General features: G+C 72.4%; 8 protein-coding genes and 3 pseudogenes. 3 read left to right on the plus strand and 8 right to left on the minus strand.

Features of this window, described 5'->3' with window-relative positions; translation table 11 throughout:
- Nucleotides 1–155 precede the first annotated feature (155 nt).
- Complete coding sequence (locus tag AB0F38_RS07975; RefSeq protein ID WP_361888401.1) at nucleotides 156–1,604, minus strand: MFS transporter; 1,449 nt, start codon at nucleotides 1,602–1,604, stop codon at nucleotides 156–158.
- 147 nt (nucleotides 1,605–1,751) lie between these two features.
- Here AB0F38_RS07975 and AB0F38_RS07980 point away from each other — a divergent pair.
- A pseudogene (locus AB0F38_RS07980) lies at nucleotides 1,752–2,132 on the plus strand (M56 family peptidase); the annotation flags it as partial.
- Nucleotides 2,133–2,227: 95 nt separating this feature from the next.
- Nucleotides 2,228–2,479, plus strand: a pseudogene (locus AB0F38_RS07985) (CBS domain-containing protein); the annotation flags it as partial.
- A 278-nt stretch (nucleotides 2,480–2,757) separates the two neighbouring features.
- Here the strand turns inward: AB0F38_RS07985 and AB0F38_RS07990 are convergent.
- The 5 genes and pseudogenes from AB0F38_RS07990 to AB0F38_RS08010 all read right to left on the minus strand — a co-directional run bounded on the left by AB0F38_RS07990 (nucleotide 2,758) and on the right by AB0F38_RS08010 (nucleotide 6,954).
- Nucleotides 2,758–4,476, minus strand: a complete 1,719-nt coding sequence (locus AB0F38_RS07990; RefSeq protein WP_361888404.1) for an acyl-CoA dehydrogenase family protein — start codon at nucleotides 4,474–4,476, stop codon at nucleotides 2,758–2,760.
- Between the two features lie 45 nt (nucleotides 4,477–4,521).
- Nucleotides 4,522–5,088: a PadR family transcriptional regulator gene (locus AB0F38_RS07995; RefSeq protein WP_361888406.1), complete on the minus strand. Its 567-nt coding sequence runs from the start codon at nucleotides 5,086–5,088 to the stop codon at nucleotides 4,522–4,524.
- A 135-nt stretch (nucleotides 5,089–5,223) separates the two neighbouring features.
- Nucleotides 5,224–6,153, minus strand: a complete 930-nt coding sequence (locus AB0F38_RS08000; RefSeq protein WP_361888409.1) for an oxidoreductase — start codon at nucleotides 6,151–6,153, stop codon at nucleotides 5,224–5,226.
- Nucleotides 6,154–6,242: 89 nt separating this feature from the next.
- A pseudogene (locus AB0F38_RS08005) lies at nucleotides 6,243–6,386 on the minus strand (bifunctional D-altronate/D-mannonate dehydratase); the annotation flags it as partial.
- A 355-nt stretch (nucleotides 6,387–6,741) separates the two neighbouring features.
- Nucleotides 6,742–6,954 carry an MbtH family protein gene (locus AB0F38_RS08010; RefSeq protein ID WP_361888411.1) on the minus strand — a complete coding sequence of 71 codons (213 nt, stop codon included), beginning with the start codon at nucleotides 6,952–6,954 and terminating at the stop codon, nucleotides 6,742–6,744.
- 455 nt (nucleotides 6,955–7,409) lie between these two features.
- Between AB0F38_RS08010 and AB0F38_RS08015 the strand changes: the two genes are divergently transcribed.
- On the plus strand, nucleotides 7,410–8,522 hold the full coding sequence (locus tag AB0F38_RS08015; protein ID WP_361888413.1) for an alpha/beta hydrolase-fold protein: 1,113 nt from the start codon (nucleotides 7,410–7,412) through the stop codon (nucleotides 8,520–8,522).
- 34 nt (nucleotides 8,523–8,556) lie between these two features.
- Here AB0F38_RS08015 and AB0F38_RS08020 read toward each other — a convergent pair whose 3' ends face one another.
- Together AB0F38_RS08020 and AB0F38_RS08025 are read right to left on the minus strand one after the other, a co-directional pair.
- On the minus strand, nucleotides 8,557–10,257 hold the full coding sequence (locus AB0F38_RS08020; protein WP_361888416.1) for an ABC transporter ATP-binding protein: 1,701 nt from the start codon (nucleotides 10,255–10,257) through the stop codon (nucleotides 8,557–8,559).
- Complete coding sequence (locus tag AB0F38_RS08025) at nucleotides 10,244–21,142, minus strand: amino acid adenylation domain-containing protein (RefSeq protein ID WP_361888419.1); 10,899 nt, start codon at nucleotides 21,140–21,142, stop codon at nucleotides 10,244–10,246. Before AB0F38_RS08025 ends, AB0F38_RS08020 begins: the two co-directional genes overlap by 14 nt.
- Nucleotides 21,143–21,166 lie beyond the last annotated feature (24 nt).

Here is a 21,166-nt window from a genome sequence, read left to right on the forward strand (position 1 = left end):
TACCGTCTTTGATCGTTCCTGGTCGATCACGACCGTATGAGGAGGCGGGGCCTGCGCGAATCCCTCTCCGTATGGGTCCACGGGTCATCCCCAAGACCTACAACAGGATTACGGAATTCGTCAGTTGGACGTACGGGTCTGCGAGGGCCGGACCGTCAGGCCCTCGCCGCGGCCGGCTCCGCGACCTCGGCCTTCCCGCCGACCGCGCCAGTGGTCCGGACGGCCGGAATGACCGTCGCGACCAGGGCGGCCACGAGTGCGACCCCGCCGCCGATGATCAGACCGGTCCGGAATCCGTCCTCCGAGGTGAGGCTGAAACCGCCCATGCCGATGTTCATCCGGGAGAGGACCACGCCGATCACGGCGGCGCCGACCGACGTTCCCAGGGAGCGCATGAGCGTGTTGAAACCGTTGGCGGCGGCGGTCTCGGAGAGCGGCACCGAGCTCATGATGAGCGCGGGCATCGACCCGTAGGCGAGGCCCACTCCGCCGTTGATGACGATGCAGACGAGCATCAGCCCCCAGGCGGAGCCCATCAGGACCAGCGAGAGGCCGTAGCCGGCGGCGATGACCAGGGCGCCGCAGATCAGGGTGAACTTCGGGCCGCGGGCGTCGGTGAGCTTCCCGCCGAACGGGGAGACGATCATCATCATGATTCCGCCGGGAGCCATCCACAGACCGGCCGCGAGCATCGACTGACCGAGGCCGTAGCCGGTGGCGTCGGGGAACTGCAGCAGCTGGGGAATGATCAGCATGCTGGCGTACATGCCGAACCCGATGAACACCGAGGCGACGTTGGTGAGCAGGACCCGGGGGCGGGCGGTGGTGCGCAGGTCCACCAGCGGGTCACGGGTGCGGGTCTCCCAGACGCCCCAGGCGAGCAGGACCACGAGGGCGGAGGCGAACAGGCCGAGAGTGGCGGCCGAGCCCCAGCCCCATTCGGCGCCCTTGGAGACGGCGAGCAGGAGGCAGACCAGGCCGATGCCGAGACCGATGGCTCCGGGGGCGTCGAAACGCTGCCCCCGGGCGCCCGCCGGGACGTCCGGGATCATGAACCAGATCAGTACGGCGATCGCGACGGCCAGCACGGCGGAACCCCAGAAGAGCACCCGCCAGTCCGTGTACTGCGCGACCGCGGCGGAGATCGGCAGTCCGAGGCCGCCGCCGATGCCCATCGACGCGCTGACCAGCGCGATGGAGGAGCTGAGCTTCTCGGCGGGGACCACGTCGCGCAGCAGGGCGATGCCGAGCGGCACCATGCCCATCCCCATGCCCTGCAGACCGCGTCCGACGATCATGGGGACCACGGAGGACGAGACCGCGCACACGACCGAGCCGACGATGAGCGGCACGGAACAGGCGAGGAGCATCCGGCGCTTTCCCAGCAGGTCGCCGAGACGTCCGGTGACGGGCACACAGACGGCCGCCACCAGCAGTGTGACGGTGATCACCCAGGCACTGTTCGCGGACGAGGTGTGCAGGATCTGCGGCAGCTCCGCGATCAGAGGGGTGACCAGCGTCTGCATGATCGCCGCCGTGGTGCCGGCGAAGGCCAGCGTGGCGACCACGGCGCCGGCGCGGGCCGAGGGCTGGGGGGCTTCCATAAGGGAGTTCCTCGCATGTCTGTCGGTTGCGATATGCATCGTACACATCGAATGTATCGGGCACGTTATATGCCTGATACATATCGACGTGCGGGACGCCTGGCCACCTTCCGCGTCACCGACGAGGGCAGCCGGCTGCCCGGCGAGCAACTGGCCGCCCGGGCCAACCCGTTCCTCCGGCCGTTGCGTACAGCCGTGGCGTACTCCGCGGAACGGTGGGCGGACGAGGACGCCGCCGCGGCGGTCGGCAGCCGGCGGGTGGTGGCCCGCGCGATCGGCCGGGCCGCGCTCGTCTCCCGCGGTGCGCCCGGGGTGACGTTCGCCGGGCTGGCGGCCCCGGGGCCGGTCCCGCGGCGGGTCGCGGCCCTGCTCGGACCGGCCCCGGCCGCCGGCGCCTGGCCGCCCGTCTTCACCGCCGTCGGCCTGGCCGCCTGGGCCGCGGCGGCCGGCACGACGGTCTCCGCCCTGTCCTCGGCCAACGCGGCGGTCACCCTGTTCTTCGTCCTGAAGACCACCGCACCCTTGTGAGACCAGGGCCGCGGCGCCTGTGGGGTGCGTCGCCGGCCCGTCCACGGAGCCGGCCGCGAAACGGGAGCGGCCGGGAACCCCTGGCTCCCTTGGGCGACGAGGTCCTGGGCTACCTGCACATCAAGGACGCCCTCGGGGTGACCGAGCGGGACGAGCCGTATCCGACCGGCGCACCGCACACGATGATCCGGGTCGAGATCGACACACCGCTGGACGACACCATGACCGCCATGCGGGCCGGCGGCACCCATCTGGCCGCCGTCACCGGCGACCGGGGCACGGTGATCGGATTCGTCACCATGGAGGACGTCCTGGGCGAGCTGGTCGGCCCCTCCTCGGCGGCCTGACGGCCTGCGCCCGGTACTACGTGTCCGGCAGCACGACGGTGCTGCCGGACGCGCTCAGGGACAGCGCCGGCGCCCCTCCGCGTGAGCCGGCACGGCCTCAGGTGTCCCGCAGCCGCCCGCGCGCAACCGCCCGTGCCCGACGGCACGGCCGCGACCGTGGCCACGTCGCCGCGCGCGGCGGCGAGCTCGCCGAGAACCGCACGGGCCTGCCGCTCCCCCGCCGGGCCGCTCACGGACCGGGTGCCCGCAGGATCCCGCCGGGCGCCCGGTCCGCGTGGTCACGGCGCCATCTCGTACGCCCCCGCCAGGGCCTCGACGCGCTCCCAGACGCGCGTCGAACGGGCCGCGTCGACGACGGGACGCCGGACCGCGCCGAGTGCCCAGCTCTGCTGCGCGCCGGTGGCCGACTCCTTGCCGTGCAGCTCCACGGCGTGCGCGGAGAAGTCACGTACGAGCACGGAGAACAGCTCGTCGAGCACGTCCTGGTCCAGGTCCGTCGCGCGGGCCTGTTCCAGGACCAGCTGTCCGTGGACCACCAGCGCGAAGAGCTGGCCGACGGAGAGCAGGAAGTCGAGGTCGCGGCTCTGCTCCTCGTCGGGCGCGACGGTGGCGACGAAGTCGCACAGTGCGTCCGCCTGCTCGCGGAAGCGGGCGACGTTGGGCACGTCCGCGTACGCGTCGTAGGCGGGGCGCCAGTCGTGGAAGCGTACGGAACCCAGGCCGCGGGCCGGTCCCTGACGGAAGAGGAACGCGTCGTCGGCGGCGTCGAGGCGGGCCGGCACGGGTGCGTACTCGGCCGGGTTCAGCAGGTGGTTGCGCATGAACTTGAGGATCAGCGCGAGATTGACGTGGACCGTGCCCTCCAGCTTCGGCAGCCCGCGGACCTCGACGGCGGCCTGGGCGAAGTAGGTGTCCTTCTCGAATCCCTTGGCGGCGATGACGTCCCACATCAGGTCGATGACCTTCTCGCCCTCCGTGGTCACCTTCATCTTCGTCATCGGGTTGAACAGCAGGTAGCGACGGTCGTCCGGCCCGGCCGAGCGGAAGTAGTCGACGGCGCGGTCGCTGAACAGCTTCATGCCGACGAGACGGACGTAGGCGTCGGCCAGCTCGCGGCGCACGTGCGGGAACGCCGTGACGGGACGGCCGTACAGGACGCGGTGGTGCGCATGGGTGACGGCTTCGTACATCGCGTGCTCGCAGATGCCGATCGAGGCGGTGCAGAGGTTGAACTTGCCGACGTTGACGGTGTTCAGCGCGGCGTCGAAGGCCGCGCGGCCGGTGTGCAGGACGTCGTCTGGGCTCACCGGGTAGCTGTCGAGGCGGAACTCGCTGACGTACTTGGACGAGTCGACGACGTTCTTCACCAGGTGGTAGGCGGGGTGGCGGCTGTCCGCGGCGAAGAAGACGTAGCCGTCCGGGCCCTCGATGTCGGTGCGGCGACCGAAGACGGAGACGAGTCCGGCGGCGTTGCCGTTGCCGATGTAGTACTTGGAGCCGGTGGCCAGGAAGCCGCCGTCGCCGTCCGGCTCCAGCAGCAGGTCGGTGGAGTAGATGTCGGCGCCGTGGGCCTTCTCGGACAGGCCGAAGGCGAACACCTCGCCCTGGGAGAGGAGTTCCGCCGCACGGGTGCGGGCGGCCTTGTTGTCGCTCTGCCAGACGGGGCCGAGGCCGAGGACGGTCACCTGCCACGCGTACCAGTAGTCGAGGCCGTAGAACCCGAAGATCTCGTTGAGTGCGGCGATCCGGGCGGTGTCCCAGCGCTGGTCATCCCGGCTCGCGGCGGACGACGGGGTGAGGAAGGTGGCGAACAGCCCTTCCTCGGCGGCGAACGCGAGGAAGTCCCCCAGCCAGGTGCGGGACCGGTAGTCCTCGATCAGCCGGCGCTTGCCGCGGTCCTCGAACCAGTCGACGGTCGCGCGCAGCAGCCTGCGGGTCTCGGCGTCGAAGTGCGCCGGGTCGTAGGTGCGCGGGTTGAACAGCAGCGGATCGGCCATGGAGAGTTCCTTACGGGAGGTGAGGGTCGAGGGGTGCGGAACGGCTCAGGTACGCGGGTGGTTCCCGGCGATCCGGCGGAGGGTGGCGAGCACGTCGTCGAGCCAGGCGATCGTCATCCGCTCGTACGCGATGCCGCCGCGCAGCACGACATGCTGCAGCTCTTGGCCGGCGTCGGGCGACACGGGGGCGTCCGGTCCGGTGAAGTCACGGAACTCCCCGGCGAGGTAGTGCGCCAGCCGGTCGCTGTGGACCCGGTGGTGCCGTTCGACCTCGCGGACCAGCGCGGCCGGGTCGTCGAAGGCGGCGCCGCGGATCTTCACGGCGAGGTCGTGGCGGATGCTCTCGGGTTCGATCGGCTCGTGCAGCCACCGGGCGAGGGCGTCACGGCCGGGGGGCGCGACGGAGTACTCCTTCTTGTCCGGCCGGCGCTCCTGCGGCACCTCGCGGACATCCAGCAGGCCGTCGCTCTCCATGCGCTTGAGAACGCGATAGATCTGCTGGTGGGTGGCGGTCCAGAAGTAGCCGATGGACCGCTCGAACCGCCGGGCCAGCTCGTAGCCGGAACCCGGCTGCTCCAGCAGGGAAACGAGGATCGCGTGTTCGAGCGCCATACCCAGATGGTTCTATGCAACTGGTTGCATAGGCAAGTCGGGCCGCCCGGGTGAGACACGGCTCACGGCAGCGGCGGCCGGGGCACCGGCGCACGGGCCGGGGCGCGGGGCAACCCGGGGTCCCGCCGCGCCGCGTCAGATGACGTCGCGGGCGACGCCGGTGAGGTCCGCCGACGCGTCCCACAGGGCCCGCGCCATGTCCATGTCCTGGGCACGGGCCGACGTGCGGGCGGGCGTCGGCCCTCCCCTGGTCCCGCCCAGGTGACGGGGGCCGTAGTAGCTACCGCCGGGCGCTCCCGGCAGGGTCGCCGCGTACAGCGTGGGCAGTGCGCCGGCGGACGCCGGCTGCGTGCACAGACGCGTCGCCCGCTCCAGTTTCGCCGCCCACGTCCGTCCGGCCAGCCGCGGGCCGGCCTGTCCGAGCTCCGTCGCGCTCAGGCCGGGATGAGCGGCCAGCGCGACCAACTGCTTGTCGGTGGCCCGGGCGCGGCGCTGGAGTTCCGCGGTGAAGAGCAGGTTGGCGAGCTTGGACTGCGCGTAGGCACGCCACTTGTCGTAGCCGCGTTCGGCGTTGAGGTTGTCGAGGTCGATCCGGCCGATGCGGTGCGCGAGGGAGGAGACGGTCACCACCCTCGACGGGCCTCCCTCGCCGAGGACGGGCAGCAGGTGGAGCGTGAGGGCGAAGTGGCCGAGGTGGTTGGTGCCGAACTGCCTCTCGAATCCGTCGGCCGTGCGCAGCGGGGGCAGCGCCATGACACCCGCGTTGTTGACCAGGAGGTCGAGCCGGCCGTCGGCCTCCTTCGCGATGTGGCCGGCGGCCTCGGCCACGGAGGACAGGTCCGCCAGGTCGAGGCGGACGAGCCGGGTGTCCGAGCCCGGCGCGGCCCGGCGGACGGCGTCCAGCGCCCGCCGGCCCCGCTCGGGGTCGCGGCAGGCGAGGACCGTGCGGGCGCCGGAGCGGGCCAGGGAGAGTGCCGTCACCGCGCCGATCCCGCTGTTCGCGCCCGTGACCACCGCGGTGGTGCCGGAGAGGTCGGGCATGTCGTCGAGACTCCATGAGTGCATGTGCCACACCTCCCCCGCGGAGATCGGCGCACACCCCGGATCCCGTCGGAGGCCGCGGCCGACGACGGGGCAGATCCCCCTGGCCGGGATCACCAGTCGTGGACGGTGCCGTCCTGGAGACGGTTGACGGGCCGGTAGGCGGCCTCGTACGGGTGGGCGGCCGCCGCCTTCTCGTCGAGTTCCACGCCGATGCCGGGCGCTTCGCCCGGGTGCAGGTGTCCCTCGGTGAACGTCTCGTCGGTCGTCAGCTTCAGCGTGACGAAGTTCCGGCCGGGGCTGGTGACGACCACCCTCGCGTCGACGATCTTCATGCGGATGCTCTCCCGGTGCGGTGGGTGTGGCGAACCGGCCCAGCCTCTCGTGGCGGCCGACGTCAACCCTGCACCACGGGGCCCGCCCCGCCGGGACGGCGGGGCGGGCGGGCCGGGATGATGCCGGGACGGCTTTCACCCCGCTCCGTACCGCCTGGCGGGGAAAGGCACAGGAAGTCGGCAGCATGGGTGGCGTAGAGCGGGGCAGGCCGCTCCCTCGGCGCACCCGGGCGCACGTCCGGCGGCGCGGACGAAGGGGTGCCGGAGACCGGGGAGTTCAGGCGTCCGTGGTCGCGGTCAGGGACCGGGGGCGCAGATCCGTCCAGCGGGCCTCGATGAATTCCAGGCACGCCTCCCGGGTGTTCTCGTCGAAGACGATCGTCCACCCTCCGGGCACCTCGGCGAAGGACGGCCAGAGCGAGTGCTGGCCCTCGTCGTTCACCAGGACCAGGAAGCGGCCTTCGGGGTCGTCGAACGGGTTGGTGCTCATGTGTCAGTGCCTCCTCGGGTACGACGCGGCCGATGGCGGAGCGTCGGGAGTGTGCGTCAGGTCGTCGGCGAGCGGTTCGGAGCGCGGGTGGAGGCCGCCGTTCCCGCTCCCGCCGCGCCGCACGGCGGGACCGGCGCCCGGTAGGCGGCCCGCGCGTGCCGCTCACCCGACACGGTCACCGGGGCCGGACGGGCGTACCGACGCCGAGGCGGTCCCGGACGCGGTGTTCGGCAAGGGACATGGTGGGCCCGTTCGGGGAGGTGGACCGGGGATGGAAGCCAAGACTTCAATTAGGTTAGGCTCGCCTAATAAATATGAGCTTAGCCTCTCCTCCTCCCCTCTCACAAGGAGACGTTCATGCGCCTGGTGACCGAACGGGTCCGCACCGGGGACCGCACGGCGGTACCCGTCGGCGAGCTCCGCCGGAGCACGACCGACGACCTCACCAGCCGGCCATGACCGGCCCCGCCTCCGGCCGCGCGGCCGGCCCGGAGAACGCCTTCGCCGAGTTCGGCCTGCCGGGTGCACCGGGCACCGACGCGTTCTGGGCGGCGGCGCGGACACCCGCGTCGACACCTGCCGGCGACGGCGGTTGGGTGACCCTGTTCCTCTGGCGCGGGTCCCCGGCGAGCGTCGGCTTCGAGAGCTGGTCGCAGCCGGTGCCCCTGCGCCGATGGGGCGACACGGACTGCTGGTACGCCCAGGTGCCCATGCCCCCGCGACTGCGGGTGACCTATCAGTTCCTCGCCGACGACGCGGCGTACGCCGACCCCTTCAACCCGGTCGGTGCCGGCGCCGACCGTTCCATCGCCGCGACCCCGGACGCCCCGGTCCAGCCGCACTGGCCCGCCGTGGCCGCCGGCGACGTCCTGCCCCTTCCGCACACCCGGCTGCGCTGGGCCGGCGCACGGCTCGGCGGGCGGCGCACCGTGCGGGTCCATCCCGTGGGCGGCGGCGGACCGGTGGTCCTGCTGCTGGACGGGGACGACTGGCTGTACCTGCACCCGGCCATGACCGCGTTCGAGTCGGCGGTGGCACGCGGCGACATGCCGCCCGTCACCCTCGTCTTCCTTCCCGCCAAGGACAGGGCGGCCGAATTCGGGTGCAGGCCCGAGCTGTGGGAAGGGGTCCGGGACGAACTGCTGCCGCTGGTGGCGGAATCCGGCGTCCATGCCGATCCGGGCCGGCTGGTGGTCGCCGGGCAGAGCCTCGGCGGGCTGAGCGCGATGTACGCGGCCCTTGAGTTCCCGGACCTGGTGTCCCGCGTCGCCTGCCAGTCGGGGTCGTTCTGGTGGACACCCGATGCCCTGGACCGGCCGGACCCGTTCGGCGGCCCGGAGGGCGGTGTCATCGCGGCGCGCCTGCGCGAGCGCCCCGATCTGTCCGGCCTGCGGGTCGCGTTCGACGTGGGGGAACACGAAACGCGGATGCTGTCCCACTGCGAACCGGCCGAGGCCCTGGCCGCGGAGGCCGGTGCGACCGTGCGGGTCTCACGGTCGGCATCCGGCCACGACCGGGCCGGCTGGCGGCACGCCCTGCTCAGGGATGTCGCCTGGGCGCTCGCCTGACGGGCTCGCGGCCGGCGCGGGGGACCCGGGCCGGTCACCGGGCCACGGCGAGGCAGTAGGCCTCGTCGGTGGCAAGGAGGCTGCGGTGGGTGCCCTCGGCGGTGACGACGCCGTCGTCCAGGACGAGGACACGGTCGGCGGCGTCCAGGACGGCAGGGCTGCTGGTGAGCACGAGGGTGGTGCGGCCCCGGCGCATCTTCGCGATGTTGCGGGCGATGAGCTGTTCGGTGACCGCGTCGACGGCCGTAGTCGGGTCGTGCAGGACCAGGACGTCGGTGTCGGCGGCGAGGGCGCGGGCCAGGGACAGCCGTTGGCGCTGTCCCCCGGAGAGGTTCGCACCGCGGTCGCGGACGCTGTGGTCGAGCCCTTCCCGGTGGAGGGCCACCACATCGGTCAGCATCGACGCCTCGACGGCGTCGGGAATCTTCCGGCTGGTGCCCGACGGGTCGATGTTCGTACGGAGGGTGCCCGCGAAGATCTCCGCGTCGTACGGGTTCACCAGCATGTGCTCACGGACCGCCTCGATCGCCAGGTCCGTGATCTCCTGCCCGCTGACCCGTACCGCTCCCTCGTACGCGTGGGGCGGGATGTTCACGGCCAGGATCGACACGAGGTCGGCCGCCGCGCGCGGCTGGTAGGCGGCGATGGCCACGAACTCACCGGCGGACACCTGGAACCGCAGCTTGCGCAGTGACCCGTACCGGACGCCGTCGATCTCCAGGTCCCCGCCGGCGGCCGGGCGTCGCGGCCCGGAGGTCATCACGGGCGGCGCGGACAGCACCAGCGCCATCCGCTCGGCCGACGCACGCGCCATCATCACGTACTTGGGCATCTCCGAGAACAGTCTGAGCGGTTCCATGATGAACTGCGCCAGCCCCACGGCCATGACGAGCTCCCCGATCGTGATCCGGCGGTCGAAGGCCAGCCAGCCCGCCGTCAGGGTCACGGCGGCGGCGAGGACGGCGTTGAGGGCCAGCGCGGTGCCCGCGTAAGCGCCGTTCACCTTGGCGACGTTGATCGCCTGGTGCTTCGCGTCCGTGCTGACCTCACGGTAGGAGGCGAACGCCGCGTGGTTGCCGCCGAAGCCGTGCAGCGGGCGCAGGCCGGTGATCAGGTCGGCGACCTTCGCGCCGGCCCGTGCCACCCTGGCCTGCTGTTCCCGGGTGCCGGCGCCGATCCGCCCGGACATCACGCCCAGGACGGAGAGGATCGCGACGGTGCCGACGATGACCAGCAGCCCGAGCCGTACGTCGGCCAGGCCGAGCGCGATCGCCGCGACGAGCACCGCGACCAGCGAGCTGATCAGCAGCGGCACCACCTCGATGATGTCGGCGGTCTGGTCGGCGTCCTCGGTGGCGATGGTGAGCACCTCGCCGGACTTCAGGTCGACGTCCCTGGCCACCGGCTGGAGTCCGCAGGCCGCGACCCGCACCCGCCAGCGGTGCGCCTCGGTCGTGTTGGCCTCCTGCAGGGCGCGCATCCCGAACCGCCACGACAGCGACACGGTCGTGATGATCACGGCCAGCGCACCGACGGACAGGCCGAGCGAGCCGAGGCTCCGCTCCTGCAGGGAGTGTTCGACGATCAGGCCGAGCGCGATGGGGAAGGCGGTCTCGCCGGCCTGGTACAGGCCCATGAGGACGGTGCCCCGGGTCATGGCACCGATGTTGCGGCGCAGAGCGGTCCGGAGGATGTCGGCGCCCTGACGGGGCCGCTGCGGGTCAGGAGTTGTCATCAAGGTGGCTGGCAATCGCTTCCGGGGTTCGCAGGGTGAGCAGGTCGCGGATCGTGATCACCGGACCGAATTCCCGGCGGAGCAGCCCGATCAGCCGCACCGCCAGCATGGAGTGTCCTCCGAGGGAGACGAAGTCGCTCACCGCGCTCACCTCGTCGTCGTCCAGGTCCAGTGCCTCGGCGAAGAACTCGCAGACCACGGTTTCGGTGGCCGTCTGCGGGCCGCGTTCACCCCCCGTGGTCAGCACGCCGATCGGCTTGGCCTCCGGCAACGCCCCGGTGTCGGCCTTCCCGTTCACCGTCAGCGGGATGCTGTCGACCTGGGCGTAGTGCGTCGGGCGCAGGAAGTCCGGCAGTGCGGCGCCCACCTCGGCGGCGACCGACGCCAGATCGGAGCCGTCGAGCACGAGGTAGGCGGCCAGCCGGTACGCTCCGTCGACCTCCGGGGCGGGCTGGGCGACCGCGGCGGTGAACCGCACCGCCGGGTGCGCCGCGAACGCGGCCTCGACCTCGCCCAGTTCGACCCGGTGGCCCCGGATCTTGACCTGCTGGTCGGTGCGGCCCAGGTACATCAGGTTCCCGTCGGACCGGCGCGCCACCCGGTCGCCGGTGCGGTACATGCGCTCGCCGGGTGCGCCGAACGGGCACGCGACGAACCGGTGCGCGGTCTGGGCGGGCCGCCGGAGGTAGCCGCGCGCGATGCCGACGCCCGACACGTACAGCTCACCGGGAACCCCGTCCGGCAGGGGCCGCAGCCATGGGTCCAGCACGTACACCTCGGTGTTGTCGATGGCGACGCCGACCACCGGGTCCTGGCATTCGAAGGTGCCGACGCCGAGGGTGTTGATGGTGTATTCGGTGGGTCCGTACAGGTTGTAACCCACCGTCCCCTCGGTCTCGGCGAGTTGCTGCCACAGCCTCGGGGTGACGGCCTCGCCGCCCAGCAGCACCAGTGCGGGCCGCCGTGCGGGATCGTCGAGCAGTCCCTCGGCCACCAGCTGCTGCGCGTAGGTCGGGGTCACGTTGATGACGTCGATCGCGTTCTCACGGCAGTACTCGACCAGCCGGGGCGCGTCACGGCGCAGTTCCTCGTCGCAGATGTGCACCTCATGGCCGTCCGCGAGCCACAGCAGCTCCTCCCACGACATGTCGAAGGCGAACGACACGGTGTGCGCGATCCGGAAGACCCGGTGGCCGTGCTCCGCGAGCACCGGCTCGAAGATCCGGCGCTGATGGTTGATCAGCATGTTGGTGAGACCGGCGTACTCGGTCACCACGCCCTTGGGCTTCCCGGTCGATCCGGAGGTGAAGATCGTGTACGCGGGGTGCCGCAGACGGTCCGGGTCGTCCGGCGCGAACGTCACGAACGGCTCCGCCCCGGGCAGGGGGCGGTCGAGCTCGATCAGATCGCCGGTCAGCCGGGACGAGACGGCGCTCACGGTGAGGATCACGTCCGGGCGGGCGTCGTCGACGATCGCGGCGATCCGCTCGTCCGGGTGGTCGAGCTCCAGCGGCACGTACGCGGCGCCGACCCGCAGTACGGCGAACAGTGCCACGATCCAGTCGGGGGACCGCGGGATCGCAAGGCCCACGGTCGTCTCCGGGCCGATGCCGCGCCCGGCGAGTACGCCCGCCAGCGCCCGGCTGCGGTCCCGGAGCCGGGCGAAGGTCATGGTCGAGTCGTGGGCGACGAGGGCGACCCGCCGCGGGTCGCGGTCCGCCGCCCGGTCGAACCGGTCGACGACGGTGTCCGTGCCGATGTCGGTGCGCACCACCGGATCCGGCTCCGGCCCGAGGCCCCGCAGTGCGCCGACCGGGCCGGTGGAGCGGGCCAGGTCCTCGAGCACGCGCAGGTAGTCGTCGAGCAGACGACGGGCGTTCCCGGTGCCGTCGTCGCGGTGCTCCAGCTTGACGGTCAGCCGGTCGCCGGGCGTGACGACCCACGTGAACGGGTAGTGCGTCGAGTCGTCGGCCTTCACGGAGGTGATGCCGTGCCGGGCGTTCATCTCGGCGAACGCGTCCGTGTCCAGGAAGTTCTGGAGCACGAACAGGTTGTCGAACAGGCTGTCGTGACCGGCGGCCCGCTGGATCTCGCCGAGTCCCAGGTGCTCGTGCTCCATCGTCTCGACCCTGGCCGTCTGGACGGCCGCGAGGTACTCCCGCACCGTGGCGTCCGGCCGGGCCCGCGTCCACATGGGCACGGTGTTGAGGAGCACGCCGACGATGCCGGCCAGCCCCTCGCCCTCACGGCCGGAGACGGTCACGCCGAACACGGCGTCGCTCCGGCCCGTGCGGGCGCCCAGCATGAGACCGAACGCACCGGTCAGCACCGAGTTCAGCGTGACGCCGTGCACCCTGGCCGCTTCCCGCAGCAGTTCCGACTGCTCGGCGGACAGCTTGCGCACGAGCGCGCGCGGCAGGTCGTCCGTGAGGGGCGGGTTCGGTCCGGCGAGGAGCGTCGGACCGGTGAGGCCGGCCAGGTGCTGCGCCCAGAAGCGTTCCGACACGGCGGGGGCCTTGGCGTCGAGCGCCCGGGCGTAGTCCTCGAAGCCCGGCGTGACCGGGGTGGCGTCCAGTGGTTCGCCCGCGAGGACGGCCCGATAGGCGTCGAACAGGTCCCGCAGCAGGATCTCGCGGGACCAGCCGTCCCACAGCAGCAGGTGGTAGCTGAGCAGCAGGCCGTCCCGGTCGCCGGGCAGACGCACCACGGTCAGCCGGATCAGCGGCGGTTCATCCAGGTCGAATCCGGTGTCGCGGTCCCGGATGCGGAGGGCTCGCGCTTCCTCGTCCGTCGCGAGCCGGACCGTGCGGACGTCCACCCGCCGGCCCGCCCTGAGGATCTGGACCGGGTTTCCGTCGTCGTCGGTGGTGAAGCCGGCGCCCACGACCGGGTGCCGCGCGATCACGTACGCCATCGCCTCGGCCAGCGCGTCGGTGTCCAGGCGCCGGTCGAAGGTGAAGTAGCTCTGCGCGACGTAGTGTCCGGCCGTGCCCGCCATCTGGGCCTGGAAGAACAGGCCCCGTTGGAGCGGGGTGACCGGTGCCGTGCGCTCGGCCGTCGCGGAGACGTCCGCGAGGTGTTCCAGGGCGTCGCGCCAGTGCTCGGTGATCTCGTCGGGGATGCCGTCGGCGAGGGTGAAGTCCGCGTGCAGGCTTCCGGTGGCGTCGTCGATCCAGGCGTTGACCTCGACGGCGTACGGGCTGCCCTGGTCTGCGCCGGTGACGTGCAGCGCCTGGGACTCGCTGCCCCGCCCCAGGTAGTTGAACAGCACCTGGGGGCGGGCGGTCAGGAGGGGGGCCGTCTGCGGGTCGAGGTACCTGAGCCGGCCGTAGGCGACGTGTCCGCGCTCGTCCGGCTGGCGTGCGGCGACTTCGCGCGCCGCCTCGACGGGGTCGGTGTGCGCGGTGAGGCGTACGGGTGCGATGGAGGTGAACCAGCCGACCGTGCGGGTGTAGTCGTGGTGCTCCCGCACCGGGACACGGCCGTGCCGCTCCAGCTCGATCGCGAGATCGGTGGGTGACGGCTGGACCCGGGTGAGCGCGGTACGGAGTGCGCCGCACAGCAGCTCGGTGAGGCCGAGCCCGAGCACGGCGGGCGCGGTACGCGTCACCCGGTCGCTCGTGTCGGGCGCGAGCACGACGGTGGTCCCGCGCCGCCTCCCGACGGAGGGCAGCAGCGCGGGGGCCCGGAGCGTGGTGATCCAGTGCCCGAGGTCGCCGGTCGTACGGGAGGCACCGGAGCTCAGCGCTTCGGCGTACTCGGCGTAGGAGGTGGTCGGCGGTGCGAGGGGCGCCCCGCGCAGGGCGGTGGCCAGGTCGTCCAGCAGGACCAGCCAGGACACCGCGTCGACGGCGAGGTGGTGCACGGTGACCACGAGGGTCCGGCTCGCCGCCAGCCAGGAGAACGCGATGACGTCCCCGGCCTCGGGGTCGAGGCGGCCGGCGGCCTCGTCCGCCGCGGCCGTGGCGTCGGCCGCGTCCGACCGGACGACGGTGACCTCGCGGGCGGGTTCGGTGCGCAGGGTCCACACACCGTGCGCGACGTGCAGTCGCAGCCGGAGGGCCGGGTGGGCGGCCACGACGGCGTTCGCGGCGCGTCGGACGTCGGCGAACCCGGTGCCCTCGGCTGCCACCAGCGCCCTGGCCTGGGCGAACCGGGCGAGCGATCCGCCCAGTTCCCGCTGGCGCAGGATGATCGGCGTCGGCGGCACGGGGCCGTCCTCGTGGCGGACGGGCACGGGTACGGCGGCCTGCGGCGCCCGCGTCTCCAGGTGCTCGGCGAGCGCGCGCGGTGTCTTGTGCAGGAACACGTCCCGGGGCGCGATGGACAGGCCGAGGGCCCTGGCCCGGTTGATCAGCGTGATGGCGAGGATGCTGTCGCCGCCGGCCATGAAGAAGTCGGTGTCGCCGTCCGCGGCGGCTCCCGGCAGCGTCTCGGCGAAGACGCCGACCAGAGCGGCGAGCGCGGAGCCGCCCGCGGCCGCCACCGGGGGGTCGTCCTGGACGGCGCGTTCGGTCAGGGCCTCGCGGTCCAGCTTGCCGTTGACGGTGAGCGGCAGTGCGTCGAGCGTCAGCACCCGGCCCGGCACCATGTGGACGGGCAGCTTCGCGGACAGGAGGCCGGTGAGGTCGCCGGGCACCCGGCCCACGACGTGCGCGACCAGGTGGTCGCCGCCGTGGGCCGCGGTGACGGCCGCGTCGACCACGCCGTCGAGTTCCCTGATCGCGGACTCCACCTCGCCGGGCTCGACACGGAATCCCTTGAGCTGCAGCTGGTCGTCGGCGCGGCCGGTGAACTCCAGCTCACCGTCGAGCGTCCGGCGGGCGAGGTCGCCCGTGTGGTACATGCGGGAGCCGTCGTCGGCGAACGGGTTCGCCACGAACCGGCTCGCGGTGAGCCCGGGTCTGCCCAGGTAGCCGAGCGACACCTGGTCGCCCACGACGTAGATGGCGCCGACCCGGCCGGGCGGCACCGGCCGGAGCCGGTCGTCGAGCAGATGGGTGACCAGACCCGGGACCGGACGGCCGATCGGGCTGGCCTCGTGGCCCAGGTCCTCGTCGGTGAGCAGCCGCTGGGTGACGTGGACGGTGGTCTCGGTGATGCCGTACATGTTGACCAGCTCGGGCGAGGCGGTGCCGTGCCGTTCGGCCCAGCCGCGCAGCCGTACGGGATCCAGCGCCTCGCCGCCGAAGATGATCCGGCGCAGTGCGGTGGCCGGCCCGTCGGCGTGCCGGTCGGCCTCGATGAACTGGTGGAACGCCGACGGGGTCTGGTTGAGGACGGTCACCCCGCGCTCGCGGACCAGCCGGTGGAAGTCGACCGGGGAGCGGGTCAGTCCGTACTCCGGCACCAGCAGTTCACCGCCGTGCGCCAGCGCGCCCCACAGCTCCCAGACCGCGAAGTCGAAGGAGTAGGAGTGGAACTGGACCCACACGTCCTGCGGGCTGAAGCCCATGCCGGGCCCGGTGTTGGCGAGCAGTGTCACCACGCTGGAGTGCGGGACGACGACGCCCTTGGGCCTGCCGGTCGATCCGGACGTGTAGATCACGTACGCGGGGTCGTGCCATCCGGCCCCGGGTCCGGGGGCGTCCTGGGCCAGCGTGTCCGCCCGGGGCGGTTCGTCGCCCAGCACGAGCACGCGGGCGGGCACGTCCGGAAGCCGGGTCAGGAGTTCCGTGAAGCGGTCCCGCTGCCCACGGTCGACGAGCACGACCTGCGGGGCGGCGTCGGCGAGGATGTACTCCAGCCGTTCGTCCGGGTACGCCAGGTCCAGCGGTACGTACGCGCCGCCCGCGGAGACGATCGCGACCAGGGCGACGACCTGCTCCAGGCCGCGCGGGACGGCGACGGCCACGCGTCTGCCGGGCCCGACACCGGCGGCTCGCAGGGCCGAGGCCAGCTCGTCCTTCGCTGCGGCCAGCTCGCCGTAGGTCAGTGACCTGGTGCCGCCGTCGAGGCCGCACCAGGTGACGGCGGTGGCGGCCGGGCCGCGCCGTGCGGCGGCGTCGAACAGTCCGCCCAGGGTCGTCGGGGTGATCCGCGCGGGACGCCGGTCCTCGTCGGGTGCCAGGTCGTCGACCAGGACGTCGGGCCGGGCGAGAAGGCCGGTGAGGGTCCGGGTGAACGTGTTCAGGACGGCCCGGGCGCTCGTCTCCCGCAGCAGCTCGCCGTCGTGGATGAGGTTGAAGCGGGGCCGTCCGTCGAGTGCGCGCTCCACCACCAGCGTCAACGGGTAGTGCGGGGCGCCTTCGTTCACGATGCCGGTGACGACCAGCTCGTCGCCGGGCGTCCGCAGGGCGTCCACGTCGGTCGCGACGTCGAACACGACCAGGGTGTCGAAGCGGGCGCCGGCACCGGCCTGCCGGCCGATCCTCGCCAGCGAGACGTGCTGGTGCGGCAGCACCGCGCTCCGGTGTTCCCGCACCGAGGCGAGCAGCTCGCCCGCCGTGGTGGTTCCGGCCCACCGGGCGCGCACCGGGATCGTGTTGATGAAGAGGCCCACCATGTCCTCGATGCCGGGCACGTCCGCGTCGCGTCCGGACACCGTGGAGCCGAACACCACGTCCCTGCCCCGCAGGATGCCGCCCAGCGTCACCGCCCAGGCGCTGTGCACGGCCACGCTGAGGGGCACGCCGGCCGACCGGGCGGCCGCGTCGATGTCGTCCGCCGGTTCCGCGGCGGTGTCGGCGAACCGGTCGGAGGGGGTGTGCCCTTCGGCGACGAGTGAGGGGCCGGGCAGATCCGCGAGCTGCTCGCGCCACACGCGGTCGCTCTCGTGGTCGTCGCGTCCTGCGAGCCAGTGCACGTAGTCGGTGAAGCCGCCGATCTGGTACACGGTCCCCGGCCGGTGGTACTCGGCCAGCAGCGTACGGAGCATCGGCGGCACCGACCAGCCGTCGGCGATGATGTGGTGCACGGTCTGCACCAGCACGTTCCGGCCGGATCCCGCGCGGACGAGCGTGTACCGCATCAGCGGGCCGGCGGCCAGGTCGAACCCGGCGCGGCGGTCCCGCTCGGCGTACTCGCGGATCTCGGCGTCGGTGATGCCGGGGCGGTCCAGCGTGGTGAAGGGTGCCTCCGTACCGCTCTCCAGCACGGAGACCACACGGCCGTCGGCGAGGGCCGTGAACCGCGCTGCCAGGTTCGGGTACAGGGTGAGCAGCCGGGTGGCCGCCGCCGCGAGCCGGCCGGCGTCCACCTCGCCGTCCAGCGTCAGCAGCTGCTGTTCGACGTAGCTGCCCGCCGAGTCGTCGTCGAAGACCGAGTGGAAGTACAGGCCCTCCTGCAACGGGGTCAGCGGCAGGATGTCCCGCAGCCCCGGGCCGTCCAGGACGTCGACGTCGGCCTGGGTGAGCGGCACCAGGCCGAAGTCGCTGGGGGAGTGGCCGCCCTGGTCGAGGGCGGCCAGCCCGGCCAGGGCCACCCGCAGGTATGCGCCGATGGTCGCGATGTCCTCGTCGGTGAACATCCCCTCGGGCCACGAGATGGTGGTGACCAGCTCGTACGCGCCGCTCGCCGCGGGTTCGGCGATCGCGTTGAACTCCAGGGAGCGCGGCAGGCGCATCCGCGGGTCGCGCTTCTCGCCCAACTGTCCCGTGGTACAGGCGGGCTGCCAGTCCCCGGTCGTGCCCGAGCCGAAGCGGCCCAGGTAGTTGAACAGCACCTGGGGTGCGGGCGCGTCGAACGGGGTGCCGGCCAGGTAGCGCAGGGCGCCGTAGGACACGCCGTTGCTCGGCACCCTGGCGAGGTCTTCCTTGACCGCCTTGAGCGCCGCGGCCAGGTACGCGGGTGCCGTGGGATCGGCTGCCGCGCCGGGGTCCACGGTCACCGGGAAGAGCGTGGTGAACCAGCCCACGGTCCGTGACAGCTCCGGCTCGACGCCTGCGGCGGCCCCCACGAACCGTCCTTCGCGGCCGTGGCCCTCGAGCTCGATGTACGCGAACGTCTGGTCCTGGCCCAGGTCGCGGCGCCACCGGGCGAGGCTGACGGCGAGCGCGGTCAGCAGGACGTCGTTGACGCCGGCGTGGAATTTCGCGGGGATCTCGCCCAGCAGCGCGGCCGTGACCTCGGGGCCGACCGAGACGGTCCGGGTCCGTTCCCGGGCGACGGTGTCGGCCCCGGACAGCGGGCGCCTGCCCACCGGTCCGTCCGTACCCGGCAGGGGACGCCGGAAGTAGGCACGGTCCGCCTCGAACCCCGCACTCCCCAGCAGCTCCGTCCAGCGCCGGAACGAGGTGCCCACCGGAGGCAGTTCGACCGGAACGCCCGAGGTGTACTGCCGCCACGCCGTGGCCAGGTCCTCCATCAGGACCCGCCAGGACACGCCGTCGATCACCACATGGTGGACGACGACGACCAGTTGGCGTGCCTCGCGGCGCCAGACGGCGCGCAGCATCACGCCGTTGTCCGGGTCGAGCGCCTCCGTGGCGAGCTCGACGCAGGCGTCGAGCGTCAGCCCGCTCTCCTGCCACCCCGCGACGGTCCGGTCCGCCTCCGGGATGTCGAAGCTCCAGCGGTCACCGCGCACCAGCTGGGCGCGCAGCATGTCGTGCCGCCCGACGAGGGCGGTGAGGACGGTGTCCAGGGCCTCGGCGGTCAGGTCGGCCGGGGTGTTCAGCACCATCGACTGCACGAAACCGTCGATGGCGTCCGTGGTCTCACCGAGCCACCGCAGGATGGGCGGTCCCACGACGGATCCGGTCGCCACGTCACCCTGTCCGACGGTGGACCGGTCCTCACGGCTCGCCACCGCGGCCAGCGCGCCCACGACCCCGTGGGTGAAGATCTGCCGTGCCGTGACGTGCAGGCCGGCGTCGCGCAGCGCGCTCAGCAGCGAGATCGCCAGAATGCTGTCTCCGCCGAGCCGGAAGAAGTCCTGGTCGACGCCCACCTCGTCCAGACGCAGCACCGACGCGACGGCAGCGCACACCAGGCGCTCGTTCCCGGTGACGGGCGCGACGATCGAACCGGTCCCGGTCACGGGCTCCGGCAACGCCGCCCGGTCGAGCTTTCCGTTGGCGGTGAGCGGGAACTCCTTCATCACGACGGTGTGGGTGGGCACCATGTACTCCACCATGTGCTCGACCGCCCACGCCCTGACCTCGTCCGCGCGCAGGTCCTCGTTCCCGGCGGCCGGGATCACGTACCCCACCAGGTAGGTGCCGCCCGCCGTGTTCTTCTTCGCGACGACGCAGGTGTGCCGTACTCCGGGGTGCTCCGCGAGTCCGGCCTCCACGTCCTCGATCTCCAGCCGCATCCCGCGGATCTTGATCTGGTTGTCGGCCCGGCCGAGGAAGTCCAGCGATCCGTCGGGGACGAACCGGGCGAGGTCACCGGTCCGGTACAGCCGGGACCCGTCGCCGGCGAAGGGGTTCGCCACGAACCGGGACGCCGTCAGGCCGGCCGCGTTGACGTAGCCGCGTCCCAGGAGGAAGCCGCCGACGTACAGTTCGCCGCCGACCCCGACCGGGACCGGGCGCAGCTCGTCGTCGAGCACGTACAGCTGGGTGTTGGGGTTGGCCTTGCCGATCGACGTCGACAGGCGTGCGGCCTCTCCGCGGTAGATGACGTGCGAGACACCGATCGTCGTCTCGGCGGGGCCGTAGCCGTGGTACATGGGGATGTCGAGCCGGGTGCGGAAGCGCTCGTAGAGCTCCGGTGTCAGCACCTCGCCGCCGCACCACACGTGGCGCAGGCTGTCCAGCCGTCCGGAGTCGCCCGTGATCTCCAGCAGCACGTCCAGCATGGACGACACCAGGTACGTGAAGGTGACGCGCTGTTCGGCGATCACGCTCAGCAGGTGGTGCGGATCGCGTTCGCCGCCGGGCCGCAGGACCACCAGCCGGCCGCCGCACACCAGCGGCAGGAATATCTCGTTGATGGAGATGTCGAAGGACAACGGCGCCTTGAACAGGGACGCGTCGTCCGGCCCGAAGCCCAGGATCTCCTCGGCCTGCCACAGCAGGCGCTCGCTGATCGCTTCGTGCCGGATCATCGCGCCCTTGGGGCGCCCGGTGGATCCGGAGGTGAAGATGACGTAGGCCAGGGCCGCGCCGGGGACGGTGACCTGGGGCCCTTGGACGGGGCGGGAGCCGAGCTTCCAGTCGTCGAGGTCGACGGCCACGGCTTCCGGTTCGTCAGGGCCGTGCACGCCCGAGTCGTTGAGCTGCAGGACGACCCGGGCGTCCTCGATGACCACACCTCGGCGCGCGGCGGGCCACTGGGGGTCGAGCGGTACGAACGCTCCCCCGGCCTGGAGCACGCCGAGCAGCCCGATGACCATGTCGGCGGAGCGGCCCAGCGAGATACCGACGACCTGTTCGGCGGTGAGTCCGCGTTCGATCAGGTGGTGGGCCAACTGACTGGCGAAATCCGCCACCTGGCGATAGGTCAGGGTTCGGCGCTCGTCCACGACGGCAACGGCGTCGGGCCTGGCCCGCGCCTGCTCGCGGAACATCTCCACCAGGGTCGGGCGGGCCCGGTCGGCTTCGGTGTCGTTCCACGCGGCCAGGACCTCCAGCCTCCCGGCCGCGCTGGAGGGGCCGATGCTGCCGATGGGCCGGTCGGGGAAGTCGGCGAGGTCGTCCAGGGCGAGCTGCGCGTCGGTCGGCGGGACGCCTTCGGGGACGGCTATGCTCCGGCCGTCCGCCCCGACCTCCCAGCCACCGGGCCCGGCGCCGCCGTTGTCGACCCACCCGAGGACGTCGGCGAACGGAGTGGCGGGGGTGAGGTCGATCCCTTCGGGACCCAGTCCGCTCGCCCAGTACGACAGACCGATGGCGCACGCTCGGGCGATGGTCCTGTCGGAGTAGCCGCCGGTTCGACGGCGCAGGCCGGCCAGAACCGTGGGAGAAAGCAGTACGAGGCGAGCGCTCGGTTCCATCATCGAAGACTCCGCTTCCTTCCGGGG

Source organism: Streptomyces sp. NPDC025273, assembly GCF_040638585.1.
In the GTDB taxonomy this organism is placed as follows: Bacteria; Actinomycetota; Actinomycetes; order Streptomycetales; family Streptomycetaceae; genus Streptomyces; species Streptomyces cinereorectus.

Bases quoted from the DNA above. Each gene is read 5' to 3' on its own strand.
- AB0F38_RS07975 (WP_361888401.1), bottom strand. From the start codon at position 1,604: ATGGAAGCCCCCCAGCCCTCGGCCCGCGCCGGCGCCGTGGTCGCCACG.
- AB0F38_RS08010 (WP_361888411.1), bottom strand. From the start codon at position 6,954: ATGAGCACCAACCCGTTCGACGACCCCGAAGGCCGCTTCCTGGTCCTG.
- AB0F38_RS08025 (WP_361888419.1), bottom strand. From the start codon at position 21,142: ATGATGGAACCGAGCGCTCGCCTCGTACTGCTTTCTCCCACGGTTCTG.
- AB0F38_RS08015 (WP_361888413.1), top strand. From the start codon at position 7,410: ATGACCGGCCCCGCCTCCGGCCGCGCGGCCGGCCCGGAGAACGCCTTC.
- AB0F38_RS08020 (WP_361888416.1), bottom strand. From the start codon at position 10,257: ATGACAACTCCTGACCCGCAGCGGCCCCGTCAGGGCGCCGACATCCTC.
- AB0F38_RS08000 (WP_361888409.1), bottom strand. From the start codon at position 6,153: ATGCACTCATGGAGTCTCGACGACATGCCCGACCTCTCCGGCACCACC.
- AB0F38_RS07995 (WP_361888406.1), bottom strand. From the start codon at position 5,088: ATGGCGCTCGAACACGCGATCCTCGTTTCCCTGCTGGAGCAGCCGGGT.
- AB0F38_RS07990 (WP_361888404.1), bottom strand. From the start codon at position 4,476: ATGGCCGATCCGCTGCTGTTCAACCCGCGCACCTACGACCCGGCGCAC.